Genomic DNA, 14228 nt, shown 5'->3' with positions numbered 1-14228 from the left:
CTCTCGTTTCCGTATTATCGCAGAAACGACGGAACGCCGGTAAATTGCAAGAACAAAATGAATGACCGTCATCGTCTATTGTGCAGGTTCCGTAACCGGATCGGCCAGCGTCACGATATCTTCCATGATGGTATTCAGCTTGAAATCCTTGGGCGTATAGATGCGCGACACTCCGATGGACCGAAGATGCGCGGCGTCCTTTTCGGGAATGATGCCGCCGACGACCACCGGAATATCTGCATTCACGTCGTTCAACCTGGACATGATGTCTTCGACCAGAACGACATGGCTTCCCGACAGTATGGACAATCCCAGCACGTGGGGCCGTTCTTCGATGACGCGCGCAACAATTTCGTCCGGGGTCAGGCGAATCCCCTCATAGGAAATGGCCATTCCGCAATCCCGCGCCCGCGCGGCAATCTGTTCGGCCCCGTTCGAGTGACCGTCCAGCCCCGGCTTTCCCATCATGAAAGCCAGCCTGCGGCCGAGGCCGACTGAAACCGCATCGACCCTGGAGCGAATTGCGTCCAGATCCTCGACCCTGTTCGACGGCGACGACGAAACGCCCGTGGGTCCGCGATACTGTCCGAAACTGGCGCGCACCACATCGCCCCATTCCCCGGTCGTGGCCCCCGCCCGCGCCGCCTTTATCGACGGCGGCATGATATTGCGCCCCGAAAGGCAAGCTTCGCGCAAGGCCGCCAATGCTTTCGATACCGCATTCTCGTCCCGGCTTTCGCGCCAAGCCGCAAGACGGGCAATCTGATCGGCTTCGGCGGCGGGGTCCGATATCATGATCGCATCAGGCCCCGTGCCCAGTGGCGACGGCTCGCCCTCGACATAGCGATTGACGCCGATGACCGCAGTATCCCCGCGTTCTATGGCCGCGATCCGCTGCGCATTCGTTTCGACAAGACGCGCCTTCATGTGGCCAATGGCATTGACCGCCCCGCCCATGGCGTCGATTTGCGCCAGTTCGGCCTTTGCACCCTCGATCAATTCGGCGACCTTGCGCGCGATAGCCGGATTGCCGTCGAACAGATCCTCGTATTCCAGCAGGTCCGTTTCGTAAGCCAAAATCTGCTGCATACGCAAGGACCATTGCTGATCCCAGGGTCGGGGCAGGCCAAGCGCTTCGTTCCAGGCCGGCAATTGCACGGCACGGGCGCGGGCGTTCTTCGACAGGGTGACGGCCAGCATTTCGATCAGGATACGGTAGACGTTGTTTTCGGGTTGTTGCTCGGTCAGACCCAGGGAATTGACCTGCACACCGTAACGAAACCGGCGATACTTCTCGTCCTCGACGCCATACCGCTCGCGGCAGATCTCATCCCATAATTCGGTGAAGGCCCGCATCTTGCATAGCTCGGTCACGAACCGGATGCCGGCATTCACGAAGAACGAAATGCGGCCGACCATTTCCGGAAAATCCGCCGGATCCACCTTGCCGCGCAGATCGTCCAGCACCGCGGTCGCCGTCGCCAGCGCATAGGCCAGTTCCTGCTGCGGCGTGGCACCCGCTTCTTGCAGATGATAGCTGCACACATTCATCGGATTCCAGCGCGGCATTTCGGCCCGCGTCCAGGCGGCCACGTCCGTGATCATTCGCAAGCTGGGCGCAGGCGGGCAGATATAGGTGCCGCGGCTCAGATATTCCTTGATCAGATCGTTTTGCACCGTTCCCTGAAGCAGCCCGATCTGCGCACCCTGTTCCTCGGCCACCGCGACGTAAAGCGCCAGCAGCCATGGCGCCGTCGCGTTGATCGTCATCGACGTGTTCATCCGTTCAAGCGGAATGGAATCGAACAAAAGCCGCATGTCGCCCAGGTGCGCGACGGGAACGCCGACCTTGCCGACCTCGCCCCGCGCCAGAACGTGATCGCTGTCATATCCGGTCTGTGTCGGCAGATCGAAAGCCACCGAAAGGCCAGTCTGTCCTTTGGCGAGATTCCCGCGATAAAGCGCGTTCGACGCCGTGGCGGATGAATGGCCGGCATATGTCCGGAACAACCAGGGTTTGTCTGTCACCGGATCCTCGCCAGTCGAATTGCGTTGGCAAAGCCATATTGACCCACACGCCATGCCGTCAACTGCCGCGCCCCGGCATCGGCGCATTTACCGTGCGGCCGCGATGGGTCATGGTCCGCCGATGTTCGGCACGATCGAGATCCCCGTCTGGCTTTTCATCCTGATCCTGCTGTTCGCGGCCGTGACCGCGGGGTCGCATCTGCTGTTCCCGTCGGTCAGGTGGTTCTTTCGCCGACGGATGGAACATGCGGTGGGGCGGCTGAACCTGCGGCTGGAACGTCCCATCCAGCCGTTCAAGCTGGCGCGGCGACACGATACGATCCAGCGGCTGATCTACGATCCCGCCATCGCCCAGGCCGTCGCCGACCATGCGCGCGCAACCGGCATCCGCGAGGATGTGGCCTTTGCCCAGGCCAGGAAATACGCGCGCGAGATCGTTCCGGCGTTCAGCGCCAGCGCCTATTTCGGCTTTGCAATTCGATTCGCGCGCTGGTTGTCGACGCAGCTTTACGATGTACGACTTTCGGCGGCGCCCGGTGTGGATCTGGCGCTGATTCCCCGCGACGCGACAATCGTGTTCGTGATGAACCACCGCAGCAACATGGATTACGTGCTTGTCACCTATCTGGCGGCGGACAGATCGGCGCTGACCTATGCGGTCGGTGAATGGGCGCGGATCTGGCCGCTTTCGGCACTGGTGCGGGCGATGGGCGCCTACTTCATTCGCCGCCGGTCCCGCGACGATCTGTATCGCAAGGTTCTTGCGCGCTATGTGCAGATGGCCACCGCCGCCGGGGTGACGCAGGCCATCTTTCCCGAAGGCGGTCTTAGCCTGACGGGCGCCAGCAGCCTCGCTCGGCTGGGACTGCTGAGCTATATCGCTGAGGCGGATACAGCGGCGCGCGATGTCGTCTTCGTGCCCATCGGGCTAAATTACGACCGGGTGATCGAAGATCGCGTGCTGATCGACGCACGTCTCAACGGCGACCGGCGCTTTCGCGGATCTCTGCGCACCGGGGCGGGGTTCGCGATGCGTTGGTCGCGTCGCCGGTTGACCGGTCGCCTTCGCCAGTTCGGCATCGCCGCCGTTGCCTTCGGGCATCCGCTGTCGCTGCGCGAGTTCAAGGCGGATCGACTTCTTTCGCTGACAGCACTCGGGAGGGAGCTTTCGCGCCGGATCGACGCCACGATTCCCGTTCTGCCGGTTCCCCTGGCGGCCGCGGCGCTGTTGGAGGGGGCAGGAACCTTGGAGGAAGTCGAGACCGACATCCGCCACCGGCTGGCCGGTCTCGTGCAGGACAGGCCGGTTCACCTACTGGACGAAAGCATCGAAACCACGGCGGCCCAAGCCTTGGACATGCTGGTAATGCGGCGCATCGTGCAGCGGGACGATGCTGGCAAGCTGGCAGTCAGCGACGACAAAGCCGAGCTGCTGGCGTTCTATGCCATGTCGCTGGGCGATGCTGCGCCGCAGGAGCGGGCGGGCGGTCCAGCCCTGGTCACGACATGATGTGTCGAATGGCGCCGCAATCCGGTTGTATTCTTCCACCGGCCCGTTATTTTGACCCGAGACGAGAGATACGCTAATGCTGCGCTGCAAAATATCAGGGGCTTGACCGATGCCATCAGACACCCAGACCCTCGCCGCCCGTAACGAAACAGCTTTCGCGGAGGTTAAGAACCTTTACGACGTTGGCGAGATGCCGCCGCTGGGCCATGTTCCGCCGCAGATGCACGCCTGGGCGATCCGCCGGGAACGGCATGGCGAGCCCGAAAAGGCGATGCAACTGGAAGTGGTCGAGACGCCGTCCATCGACAGCAACGAGGTGCTGGTTCTGGTGATGGCTGCCGGTATCAACTACAATGGCGTCTGGGCCGGTCTGGGGGTTCCGATCAGCCCGTTCGACGGTCACAAGGCCCCTTACCATATCGCCGGATCGGATGCGTCGGGCATCATCTGGCAGGTCGGCGACAAGGTGAAGAACTGGAAGGTCGGCGACGAGGTCGTCATCCATTGCAACCAGGACGACGGCAACGACGAGGAATGCAACGGCGGCGATCCGATGTTTTCCCCTTCGCAGCGGATCTGGGGATACGAGACACCCGACGGCAGTTTCGCGCAATTCACCCGCGTACAGGCCCAGCAATTGATGCCGCGACCCAAGCACCTGACCTGGGAAGAATCGGCCTGCTATACGCTGACGCTGGCCACGGCATACCGGATGCTGTTCGGCCACCATCCGCACGAGTTGAAGCCGGGTCAGAACGTGCTGGTCTGGGGGGCGTCGGGTGGATTGGGCAGCTATGCGATCCAGCTGATCACCACGGCAGGCGCCAACGCCATCGCTGTCATCAGCGACGAGGACAAGCGCGAATTCGTCATGAACCTGGGGGCGAAGGGCGTCATCAACCGCAAGGACTTCGATTGCTGGGGCCAGCTGCCCAAAGTCAATACCGAGGATTACAAACGCTGGTTCGACGAGGTGCGCAAGTTCGGCAAGGCGATCTGGAACATCACCGGCAAGGGCGTGAACGTCGATATGGTGTTCGAACATCCCGGCGAATCGACGTTTCCGGTGTCCACCTTCGTCTGCAAAAAGGGCGGCATGGTCGTGATCTGCGCGGGCACGACCGGCTTCAACCTGACGATGGACGCGCGCTATCTCTGGATGCATCAAAAGCGCGTGCAGGGCAGCCATTTCGCCCATCTCAAGCAGGCCGCGGCCGCCAACCGTCTGATGATCGAACGCCGTCTCGACCCGTGCATGTCCGAAGTGTTCGAATGGGGCGAGATTCCCGCCGCGCACACGAAGATGATGAACAACGAACATAAGCCGGGCAACATGGCGGCCCTTGTCCAGGCGCCGCGAACGGGCCTGCGGACGTGGGAAGACACGCTGGAGGCCGCGATATAAGGGTGCTGGGCACCGGCATCGGCGGGCGATAGACCGGGGCGATGAACGTCACCGTATCTGACCTTTCGCCCGACCAGGCGGCCGCCCGCGACAGGGTGGCCGTTCTTCTCGACGAGGCAGGCATCGACCTTGACGCGGGAACGCTGACACCGCCCGACGGGGATGGCGGGCGGGTCATGGCCATCACCGGCAAGGCCGGGTCGGGAAAGACGCTGCTTCTTGCCGAGCTTTACCGCGCCATGCGCGAAGCGGGCATCGACGTCGTATCGGGCGAATACGAGCCGCGTCGTCGCAAGGACAGGCGCACGCTGGCCATCCTTGCCCCGACCAACAAGGCGGCGTCGGTCCTTCGCAATCGCGGGGTTCCGGCGACCACGATCCATCGCATCCTCTATACCCCGGTCTATGATCCCGAATACGAGAAGATCGCCGAATGGCTGGCGGGGAACGGCGACAGACCCACCGTCGAAGGACTGGGCGATCTGGCGCTGGACCGGGCGCAGGCATTCTATCGGCAGAACAACTCGATCCCCGGTGCGCTGGCCGCCGCCGGCCTGCGGGGCAGCGATTTCATCACCGGATGGAAACGCCGGGAAGAATCGCTCGATATCGGGATGGTCGACGAATCCTCGATGCTGGATCACAAGCAGTTCGAGGATTTGCAGGAGATCTTTCCGACCCTGATCCTGTTCGGGGATCCGGCCCAGCTGGCACCGGTGCAGCAATCGGGCAGCATGGTATTCGACGGATTGCCGCCCGCCAGCGTCGCGACGCTCAGCCGGGTCCATCGTCAGGATGCCGATAATCCGATCCTCGACCTTGCCCATGCGCTGGCCGATCCCGACCTGACGTTCGAACGGTTCGAACGCATGATCGAGGATGCCGCCGCCCGCGACGACCGGGTCGTCTGCGCGGGCCGGGTCGAGGCGTCGCTGATGGCGCGGTCGCCGGTTCTGGTTTGGCGGAACGCGACGCGCATCCGCCTGATCCATGCGTTCCGCGCCGCCTATGACGCCCCGTCCAATGCGCTTCTGCCGGGCGAGCCGCTGATCTGCGACGGGCTGGAACTGCCGTTGAAGCATCGCAAGAAGCGCATCGACCTTGAGGCCCGCGGTCTGATCAAGGGGGCGCAGGTCATCTATCTGGGCGAGGGCAAGCGCCCCGGCTTTTCGCGTTTGCATGTTGTGGGCGCGCCCGAACCGCAGGTCAGCGCCGCATCCATCGTCAAGATCGAGACGCCGGACGAGGAAGAACCGTTCATTCCCTTCGCCGCCCGGATGGGGGCGACATTCCTGCACGGCGCTGCCGTGACGATCCACAAGGCGCAAGGCAGCCAGTGGCCCGAAGTGCAGGTCTTCGCGCCCGATCTTTACGCCGCCGCGCGGGCAGGGCGGACCGAGGCAGGCGTGCCGCTGTGGAAGCGGCTGGCCTATGTCGCCATCACTCGTGCCGAAACGCGGCTGCGCTGGGTGACGCGCTATCGCCTGGGCAAGCCCGATGCGCCGCTGGGGGTCAGCGATCTGGCGGGGGCCGCCCCGCTTGCGCTGGAAGCCGATCAGCCCCTGACGTAGCGGAACACGGCTGACGCCCCCCATCCGGCGGCGATGGCGATGGCCAGCGACAGCAGGCCATAGATCAGCGCCTGCCGATGGGCGAGGTTGTAGAGAAACCGTTCGAGGCCCACCTTCTCGACCTCGATGGCCGTCGAATAGGTCGATACGACACGGCCGCCGCGTGTCAGGAAGATGCGTGCCGTATAGACGCCTTCGACCAGATTGGCCGGCAACGCGACGGCCGTGTCGAACAGCGTCGCCTCGCGCAGGCGCACGTCGCCGATATTGGTCTGATAGAGGTTCTGACCCGCGCGCAGACGGATCAGGGCCTGGCTGAAATCCTCGGGGCTGGCGACTTCGGCCGGGGCGCCGACCTGCCGAATCGCGCGGGCCAGGGTGATCGCATGCCGCATGTCGTCGGTCTGCCGCAGGATCCGGTCCAGAGGCGCCGAAGTGCTGACGGAATAGAAGCTGGGGGCGGCGTCGATCTCGACCGTTTCCGCGTTGACCCAGATGCCGGCGATCCGCGCTTTCTTGTGAATCGCCAGCCGTTCGGACGGCCCTTCGACGGTGACGATGATCTCTGGCCGCTCACTTCGATCCAGCGGCGCCTCGCGCTTGATCGCGCCGAAGATCAGCAGTTCGGATCCGTCGAAATCAGCCGAGATCGAGATGCGCGTCTGGTTCAGACCTGCGATCACATCCTCGGCCAAGGCGTCATGCGGCGCGGCGCAGGACAGCAGGGCCAGAACCGCCAGCAGCCTCATGCCAGATCCGCCCCGATGCTGTAGAGATCCGCGGGCCGCAGAAAGAGGTCGAGCGCCAGCTTGCCGCAGACTGCCAGGACGAGAAGCGCCAGAAGGATTCGCAATTGTTCGGCCTTCATACGCAGGCCGATCTGCGTGCCGATCTGCGCGCCGATTACGCCGCCGATCAATAAAAGCAGGGCCAGAAGCATATCGACCGTATAGTTCGTCGTCGCATGAAGCAGCGTCGTGAAGGCCGTGACGAAGATGATCTGGAACAGCGACGTGCCGATGACCACCTTGGTCGGCACCCCCAGAAGATAGATCATCGCCGGCACCATGATGAACCCGCCGCCAACGCCCATGATCGCGGCCAACAGCCCGACCAGTGCCCCCACCAGCAAGGGCGGGATCACCGAGATGTAAAGCCCCGACGTGCGGAACTTGATCTTCAGCGGCAGCGCATGGATCCAGTTGTGCCGCCGCCGGACTGGGGGCGCACCCTTGCGCGTCTTGCGGATCGCATTCAGCGATTCGACGAACATCAGCGCCCCGATCGCCCCCAGGAAGACGACGTAGCAAAGCCGGACCATCAGATCGACCTGGCCCATTTGTCGAAGGACGTTGAAAATCTGCACACCTGCGGCCGACCCGACCAGCCCGCCCGCAAGCAGCACAAGCCCCATCCGCAGATCGACCGTCCGCCGTCTGAAATGCGCCAGAACCCCCGATACCGACGAGGCGACGATCTGGTTGGCCGAGGTGGCGACAGCGACCGCGGGCGGGATGCCGACGAAGAACAGCAGCGGCGTGATCAGAAACCCGCCGCCGACGCCGAACATGCCCGACAGGATGCCGACCATTCCGCCCAGCCCGAGCAGCAGAAACGCGTTGACCGATATTTCGGCAATGGGAAGGTAAATCTGCATGCCGCGTCCGCCCTCGTCTGCGACGACTGAAACACCACCGCAGGATAATGGCCAGCCTCGGCCGCGATCTAGCGGTGGGCCAGATAGTCCCGCAGGATCCGCTCCAACTTGGCGGCACCGAGAGGCGCCATCGCCTTGGTGTGTTCGTGGCCGATCGCCTCGGCGCTCAGCCCCGCCGCCATGTTGGTGATCGCGGAGATGGCGGCGCAGCGCAGGCCCAGAAAGCGCCCCAGGATCACCTCGGGCACCGTGGACATCCCCACGGCATCGGCCCCCAACAGCCGCAGCGCCCGGATCTCGGCGGGTGTTTCGAAGGAGGGGCCGGAATACCACGCATAGACGCCCTCGCGCAGATCGGTTCCGGTGCGTTCCGCGGCAGCCCGAAGATCGCCGCGCATCCGTGGATCGTGCGCGTCGGTCATCGGGACGAACCGCGCATCCGTCGGCTCGCCGATCAGGGGGTTCAGGCCGCTGAAATTGATGTGGTCGGACAGCAGCATCACGCTGCCGGTCGGCATCGCGGGATCCAGCGATCCGGCGGCATTGGTCGCGATCAGCGCCTCGCCGCCCAAGGCGCGCAGCACCTCAAGCGGCAGTCGCATGGCATCGGCGCGGCCCTTTTCATAATAATGCGCCCGACCGCCGAAAACCGCGACGCGGACGCCTTCCAGATCGCCCACCACCAGCTTTGGGTTGTGACCGGAAACTCCGGCATGGGGAAAGCCCGGCAACTGGTCGTAATCTATGGCGATCCCGTCGGCCGCGTCCGCCAGATGGCCCAGACCGGACCCCAGAATCAGACCCAGCGCCACCGGGGCATCGCCCGCCCGGTCGCGGATGAACCGGGCCAGATCGTCGGCTTCGCGGGACATCACTTTTCCTTCACATACGGGGTTCCGCCGGCGCGGGGCGGCGTGGCCTTGCCGACGAAGCCCGCCAGGATCACCACGGTCAGGATATAGGGCAGGGCCTGCATGAATTGCGACGGGATTTGCAGGCCCAGCAGGTCGAGCGACTGATACCTGTTACCGATGGATTCCAGCAGACCGAACAGCAGGCACGCCCCAAGCGCATACCAGGGCCGCCACTTGGCGAAGATCAACGCGGCCAGCGCTATATACCCGCGCCCCGCCGTCATGTCCTTGACGAACCCCGCAGCCAGCCCGGTCGCCAGATAGGCACCCGCCAGACCGCATAGAAAGCCGCAGATCAGCACCGCCGAATAGCGCAGCCGCACGACGCTGATGCCGGCGGTATCGACAGCGCCGGGATTTTCGCCAACGGCCCGCAGCCGCAGGCCGAAGCGGGTGCGAAACAGCACATACCACGACAGGGGCACCATCAGCACCGCGACATAGACGAGAATCGTGTGCCCGCTGATCAGATCGTCGTAGATCGGTCCGATGAAGGGAACGTCGCGCAGCGCGCCGGCGCCGGGCAGATCGATCGAGGAAAACCGCGCCGCCCCGTCCAGCGCGGGCGTCCGGCCGCCCTGCGCGAACCAGTCCTGCGCGATCAGCACCGTCATCCCCGAGGCGAGAAAGTTCAGCGCTACGCCGGAAATAAGCTGATCGCCGCGAAACGTGATCGACGCCAATCCGTGAATCACCCCGAAAACCATCGACGCGGCGACGCCGGCCAGCAGGCCCAGCCACACCGATCCGGTGCTGTAGGCCACCGCCGCGCTGAAGAAGGCGGCGATCAGCATCTTGCCCTCGAGCCCGATGTCGACGACGCCGGCACGTTCGCTGAACAGTCCCGCAAGGCAGGCCAGCAGCAGCGGCGTGGCCAGCCGCACGGTGCTGTCAAGGATCTGCACGACCGTCAGAAAGTCCATCCGCTACTCCGCCGCTACGCCGGGCTTGGGCTGTTTCCGGTATCGCAGGAACGCCTTTTCCAGTGGCCCGCGCACCATCCCGTCCAGTGCCCCGGTAAACAGGATCACCAGCGCCTGGATGACGACGACCATCTCGCGCGGCACGCTCGTCTCGAATTCCAACTCGGCACCGCCCTGATAAAGCGCGCCGAACAGAATGGCGGCCAGCAGGACGCCGACAGGATGCGAGCGTCCCATCAGGGCGACGGCGATGCCGACGAAACCCGCGCCAAGGACGTTATCCTGCAAAAGGCGCTGCTGTTCACCCATGACCGCATTGATCCCCATCAGCCCCGCCAACGCACCCGAGATCAGCATCGCCACCATCGTTATGCGAAAGGGCGAGATCCCGGCATAGATCGCCGCAGGCTCGCTATGCCCGAAAGCGCGGATCTCGTATCCCAGACGCATCCGCCACATCAGCAGCCAGACCAGCCAGCAGGCGATCAGTGCGACGATGAAGCTGACGTTGAGCGGCGTGCGCGCGAACGGGATGCCGATGGCGGCAAAGAAATCCTGCGCGGTCGGCAGATAGGTCGCCTCGGGAAAGCGCGCGGTCTCGGGTGCCATTCCGGGCGCTTTCAAAGACGTTATCAGAAGATAGACCAGCAGGGCCGACGCGATGAAGTTGAACATGATCGTCGTGATGACGATATGGCTGCCGCGCCGCGCCTGAAGATAGGCGGGGATCGCCGCCCAGGCCGCGCCGAACAGCGCGCCGCCGACGATGGCGCCGGGCAGGGCCAGCGTCCAGTGCGGCCAGGGGATATAAAGGCAGACCAGCGCCACGCCCAGCGAGCCCAACTGCGCCTGTCCTTCGCCGCCGATATTGAAAAGGCGCGCATGGAACGCCACCGCGACGGCCAGCCCGGTAAAGACGAAATTCGTGGCGTAGAACAGCGTGTAGCCCCAGCCATAGGTGCTGCCGACCGCGCCGTTGACCATGATCATCATGGCGTCGAAGGGATTTTCGCCGATCAGCGTCACGACGATACCCGAGACGATCAGCGCCAGAACCAGGTTGACGACCGGGATCAGCGCGACATCGGCCCAACGCGGCAACTTGTCCATCAGCGGGCCTTTCCCCCGGAACGGGCAAGATTCGCCTCGACCTCGGCCGTGGCGACGGGGCGGTCGGTGTCGGTGATGCCGGCCATCAGCAGACCCAGTTCACGCTCGTCCGTAGTGTCGGGCAACCGTTCTCCCATGATCCGCCCGTCGAACATCACCGCGATGCGATCCGACAGCGAAAGGATCTCGTCCAGCTCGACGCTGACCAGAAGAACCGCACGCCCCGCGTCCCGCAGCGCGACGATCTGCTGATGGATGAACTCGATCGCGCCGATATCGACGCCGCGCGTCGGTTGCCCGACCAGCAGCAGCACCGGATCGCGCTCGATCTCGCGCGCGACGACGATCTTCTGCTGATTTCCGCCCGAAAAGTTCCGTGCCTTCTGCCAGCAATCGGCGGGGCGGACATCGAAGCGGGCGATCTTGGCCTCGGCATCGCGGCGCAACGCGTCGTTATCCATCAACACCCCGCGATTATAGGCCGGATCGTCGTGATAGCCGAAGCCCACATTCTCCCAAGCGTGAAAGTCCATGATCAGGCCTTCGCGCTGGCGATCCTCGGGCACATGGGCGATGCCGCGCGCGCGCCTGGTGCGGGCATCCGAACGGCTGCCCGTCAGATCCAGCGCCTCGCCCGTCAGTTGAACGGTCCCGCCCTGCGCGGGCCTCATTCCGCCCAGAACCTCCAGCAGTTCCGATTGTCCGTTTCCGGCCACGCCGGCAATGCCCAGAACCTCGCCCGCGCGCACATCGAAGGATACGCCGCGCAGCCGTTCGACCCCTTGCTCGTCGTGGATGCGAAGGTTCTCGACCTTCAGCACGACCTCGCCGGGACGGGGCGGGGCCTTGTCCACCTGTAGCAGAACCTTGCGCCCGACCATCAGTTCGGCCAGCTTTTCGGGGCTGGTTTCCGCCGTGCGCACGGTCGCCGTCATCTGGCCGCGTCGCATGACGCTGACGGTATCGGTAATCTCCATGATTTCGCGCAGCTTGTGAGTGATCAGCACGACCGTCTTGCCTTGGTCCTTCAGCCCCCGCAGGATACGGAACAGGTGATCGGCCTCGGCGGGGGTCAGCACGCCTGTCGGTTCGTCCAGAATCAGGATGTCGGCCTGCCGATAGAGCGCCTTGAGGATCTCGACCCGCTGCTGCATCCCGACGCCCAGATCCTCGATCAGCGCGTCGGGATCGACATGCAGTTCGTATTCATCCGAAAGCTGGCGTAGAAGCTTGCGCGCCTTGCCGAGCGACGTGTTCAGCAGCACGCCTTCCTCGGCGCCCAGGACGATGTTTTCAAGGACGGTGAAATTCTCGACCAGCTTGAAGTGCTGAAACACCATCCCGATCCCGGCCCGGATGGCGGCCTGGCTGTCGGGAATGTCCGTCTTGCGACCGGCGATCAGGATTTCACCGGCATCGGCCCTGTAAAATCCATAAAGAATGCTCATCAGCGTGGACTTGCCCGCGCCGTTTTCGCCGATGATCCCGTGGATCGTTCCGGGCATCACGCGGATCGAAATGTCCTTGTTGGCCTGCACCGCGCCGAACGCCTTGGAGATGCCGCGCAGTTCGATCGCGGGGGCGGGACCGTCAGCCATGCGCGGGTCGTCCGTATCGGGCGACGCGACGGGCCGCCGGGCCGCGTCGCGTCGCCGTCCTGGTTGCGGTTTCGACCATCCTCAGAAGGACAGGGCCGGGCAGCTGTCGTCGGAGGTATAGTCGTGCACCGCGATCTCGCCCGACTTGATCTTCTCGGCGGCCTCGTCGACGGCCTGCTGCATCTCCTCGGTCACGAGGTCGGCATTGTGTTCGTCCATCGCATAGCCGACGCCTTCGGATGCCAGATCCTTGACCTGAAGCCCGGTCTGGAAATTGCCTTCGGCCGCCGACTGGAACGCGTCATAGACGGCCTTGTCGACCTGCTTGGTCATCGAGGTCAGGATCGAGCCGGGATGCAGATAGTTCTGGTTGCTGTCCACGCCGATGGCCAGGATCCCTTCGTCGGCAGCGGTCTGAAGCACGCCGACGCCGGTGCCGCCCGCGGCCGCATAGACCACGTCCGACCCCTGGCTGATCTGCGCCCGCGTCAGTTCGCCGCCCTTCACCGGATCGTTCCATGCGGTCGGCGTGGTGCCGGTCATGTTGGCGACGACGTTGATGTCGGGATTCGTGTCCTTCGCGCCCTGGGCATAGCCGCAGGCGAATTTGCGGATCAGCGGAACGTCCATTCCGCCGACGAAGCTGACCGTGCCGGTCTCGGACGCTTTCGCGGCCATCACCCCGACCAGATAGCTGCCTTCGTGTTCAGAGAAAACGACCGACTGCACGTTGGGCTGATCGACCACCATATCGACGATGACGAAGTTGGTGTCGGGATAGTCCGGCGCGACCTTCTCAAGCGTCGAGGCGTTGGCGAAGCCCAGCACGACAACCGGGTTGGCGCCCCGTTCGGCCATGCGCCGCATCGTCTGTTCGCGCTGCGCTTCGGACTGAAGCTCGGTCTCCATATAGTCGTTGCCGGTTTCTTCCTTCCAACGCTGCGCGCCGGTATAAGCGCTTTCGTTGAACGACTTGTCGAACTTGCCGCCAAGGTCGATGATCAACCCCGGTTCGGCCTGCGCGGCCCCGGCCAGCAGCGCCGCGCCGGCGGCAGCGCCCAGAAGTTTCTGCATGAAGGTCATTCGTCTCTCCCTGATGTCTTCGGGGATCCGTTTCGATCCCGTTCTTTATACTGCGAATAAGGACGCAGCAGGTGATGGGGGTCAAGGGGTTTGCCGACCGGTTAGCATAACGTCAGGGCCGCCGATCCGATGGGGCAGGGTGCGGTGCAGGATCAGCGCATCGACCGCGGAACCGTCGGGCAGACGATAATAGTCCCGCCGGCGGCCCGCCTGCACGTATCCCGCATTGTAGTAAAGCGTCCGCGCCGCCAGATTGTCCGCCGCGACTTCCAGCAAGGCGATCCGCGCGCCGCGCGCGGCAGCCTCGGCGTGAAAGCGACTTAGAACGCGTCGGCCCTGGCCCTGCCGTCGATGCGCGGGATCGGTGGCCAGTGTCAGAAGCTCGACCTCGTCCAGAACGACGCGGCCGATGGCGAAAGCCGCCCTATC

The 14228-nt window shown here is 64.1% G+C and carries 12 protein-coding genes; 3 read left to right on the top strand and 9 right to left on the bottom strand.

Translation table 11 applies throughout. The features are described from left to right. Positions 1–75: 75 nt before the first annotated feature. A complete protein-coding gene (locus tag OCGS_RS01030; protein ID WP_052026096.1) occupies positions 76–2082 on the bottom strand; it encodes a methylmalonyl-CoA mutase family protein in 2007 nt (668 codons plus the stop codon). Between the two features lie 67 nt (positions 2083–2149). Between OCGS_RS01030 and OCGS_RS01025 the strand changes: the two genes are divergently transcribed. The 3 genes from OCGS_RS01025 (at position 2150) to OCGS_RS01015 (ending at position 6514) form a co-directional block, all read left to right on the top strand. Beyond that, on the top strand, positions 2150–3538 hold the full coding sequence (locus tag OCGS_RS01025; protein ID WP_007425350.1) for a 1-acyl-sn-glycerol-3-phosphate acyltransferase: 1389 nt from the start codon (positions 2150–2152) through the stop codon (positions 3536–3538). Between the two features lie 109 nt (positions 3539–3647). Further along, positions 3648–4943 (top strand): crotonyl-CoA carboxylase/reductase, encoded by a 1296-nt coding sequence (ccrA, locus tag OCGS_RS01020; protein ID WP_007425349.1) that lies wholly within the window; start codon positions 3648–3650, stop codon positions 4941–4943. Positions 4944–4984: 41 nt separating this feature from the next. Beyond that, positions 4985–6514 carry an ATP-dependent DNA helicase gene (locus tag OCGS_RS01015; RefSeq protein WP_007425348.1) on the top strand — a complete coding sequence of 510 codons (1530 nt, stop codon included), beginning with the start codon at positions 4985–4987 and terminating at the stop codon, positions 6512–6514. Here the strand turns inward: OCGS_RS01015 and OCGS_RS01010 are convergent. The 8 genes from OCGS_RS01010 to OCGS_RS00975 all read right to left on the bottom strand — a co-directional run. Next, a complete protein-coding gene (locus OCGS_RS01010; RefSeq protein WP_007425347.1) occupies positions 6499–7263 on the bottom strand; it encodes a TIGR02186 family protein in 765 nt (254 codons plus the stop codon). The genes OCGS_RS01015 and OCGS_RS01010 overlap by 16 nt on opposite strands. Further along, on the bottom strand, positions 7260–8171 hold the full coding sequence (locus tag OCGS_RS01005; protein ID WP_007425346.1) for a sulfite exporter TauE/SafE family protein: 912 nt from the start codon (positions 8169–8171) through the stop codon (positions 7260–7262). The genes OCGS_RS01010 and OCGS_RS01005 overlap by 4 nt, the downstream gene beginning before the upstream one ends. Positions 8172–8239: 68 nt before the next feature. Next, entirely contained in the window at positions 8240–9043 is an 804-nt protein-coding gene (locus OCGS_RS01000) for a purine-nucleoside phosphorylase (RefSeq protein ID WP_007425345.1), read from the bottom strand. Next, positions 9043–10008 (bottom strand): ABC transporter permease, encoded by a 966-nt coding sequence (locus OCGS_RS00995; RefSeq protein ID WP_007425344.1) that lies wholly within the window; start codon positions 10006–10008, stop codon positions 9043–9045. Before OCGS_RS00995 ends, OCGS_RS01000 begins: the two co-directional genes overlap by 1 nt. Before the next feature lie 3 nt (positions 10009–10011). Continuing rightward, a complete protein-coding gene (locus OCGS_RS00990; RefSeq protein ID WP_007425343.1) occupies positions 10012–11118 on the bottom strand; it encodes an ABC transporter permease in 1107 nt (368 codons plus the stop codon). Further along, entirely contained in the window at positions 11118–12716 is a 1599-nt protein-coding gene (locus tag OCGS_RS00985) for an ABC transporter ATP-binding protein (RefSeq protein ID WP_007425342.1), read from the bottom strand. Before OCGS_RS00985 ends, OCGS_RS00990 begins: the two co-directional genes overlap by 1 nt. Positions 12717–12797: 81 nt before the next feature. Next, on the bottom strand, positions 12798–13799 hold the full coding sequence (locus tag OCGS_RS00980; protein ID WP_007425341.1) for a BMP family lipoprotein: 1002 nt from the start codon (positions 13797–13799) through the stop codon (positions 12798–12800). An 81-nt stretch (positions 13800–13880) separates the two neighbouring features. Next, positions 13881–14228 (bottom strand): GNAT family N-acetyltransferase (locus tag OCGS_RS00975; RefSeq protein ID WP_052026095.1); only part of this gene is annotated, 348 nt, incomplete at its 5' end.

Origin of the sequence: Oceaniovalibus guishaninsula JLT2003 (assembly GCF_000299575.1) — a bacterium.
GTDB classification, from domain to species: Bacteria; Pseudomonadota; Alphaproteobacteria; order Rhodobacterales; family Rhodobacteraceae; genus Palleronia; species Palleronia guishaninsula.
The sequence above is the reverse complement of the archived record's forward strand: the minus strand, read 5'-3'. Positions and strand labels throughout refer to the sequence as shown.

Excerpts from the sequence above, each read along its gene's own strand:
- OCGS_RS00980 (WP_007425341.1), bottom strand. The coding sequence starts at position 13,799 with ATGACCTTCATGCAGAAACTTCTGGGCGCTGCCGCCGGCGCGGCGCTG.
- OCGS_RS01000 (WP_007425345.1), bottom strand. The coding sequence starts at position 9,043 with ATGTCCCGCGAAGCCGACGATCTGGCCCGGTTCATCCGCGACCGGGCG.
- OCGS_RS00995 (WP_007425344.1), bottom strand. The coding sequence starts at position 10,008 with ATGGACTTTCTGACGGTCGTGCAGATCCTTGACAGCACCGTGCGGCTG.
- OCGS_RS01015 (WP_007425348.1), top strand. The coding sequence starts at position 4,985 with ATGAACGTCACCGTATCTGACCTTTCGCCCGACCAGGCGGCCGCCCGC.
- OCGS_RS01010 (WP_007425347.1), bottom strand. The coding sequence starts at position 7,263 with ATGAGGCTGCTGGCGGTTCTGGCCCTGCTGTCCTGCGCCGCGCCGCAT.
- OCGS_RS00985 (WP_007425342.1), bottom strand. The coding sequence starts at position 12,716 with ATGGCTGACGGTCCCGCCCCCGCGATCGAACTGCGCGGCATCTCCAAG.
- OCGS_RS01025 (WP_007425350.1), top strand. The coding sequence starts at position 2,150 with ATGTTCGGCACGATCGAGATCCCCGTCTGGCTTTTCATCCTGATCCTG.
- OCGS_RS00990 (WP_007425343.1), bottom strand. The coding sequence starts at position 11,118 with ATGGACAAGTTGCCGCGTTGGGCCGATGTCGCGCTGATCCCGGTCGTC.
- OCGS_RS01030 (WP_052026096.1), bottom strand. The coding sequence starts at position 2,082 with ATGGCGTGTGGGTCAATATGGCTTTGCCAACGCAATTCGACTGGCGAG.
- ccrA (WP_007425349.1), top strand. The coding sequence starts at position 3,648 with ATGCCATCAGACACCCAGACCCTCGCCGCCCGTAACGAAACAGCTTTC.
- OCGS_RS01005 (WP_007425346.1), bottom strand. The coding sequence starts at position 8,171 with ATGCAGATTTACCTTCCCATTGCCGAAATATCGGTCAACGCGTTTCTG.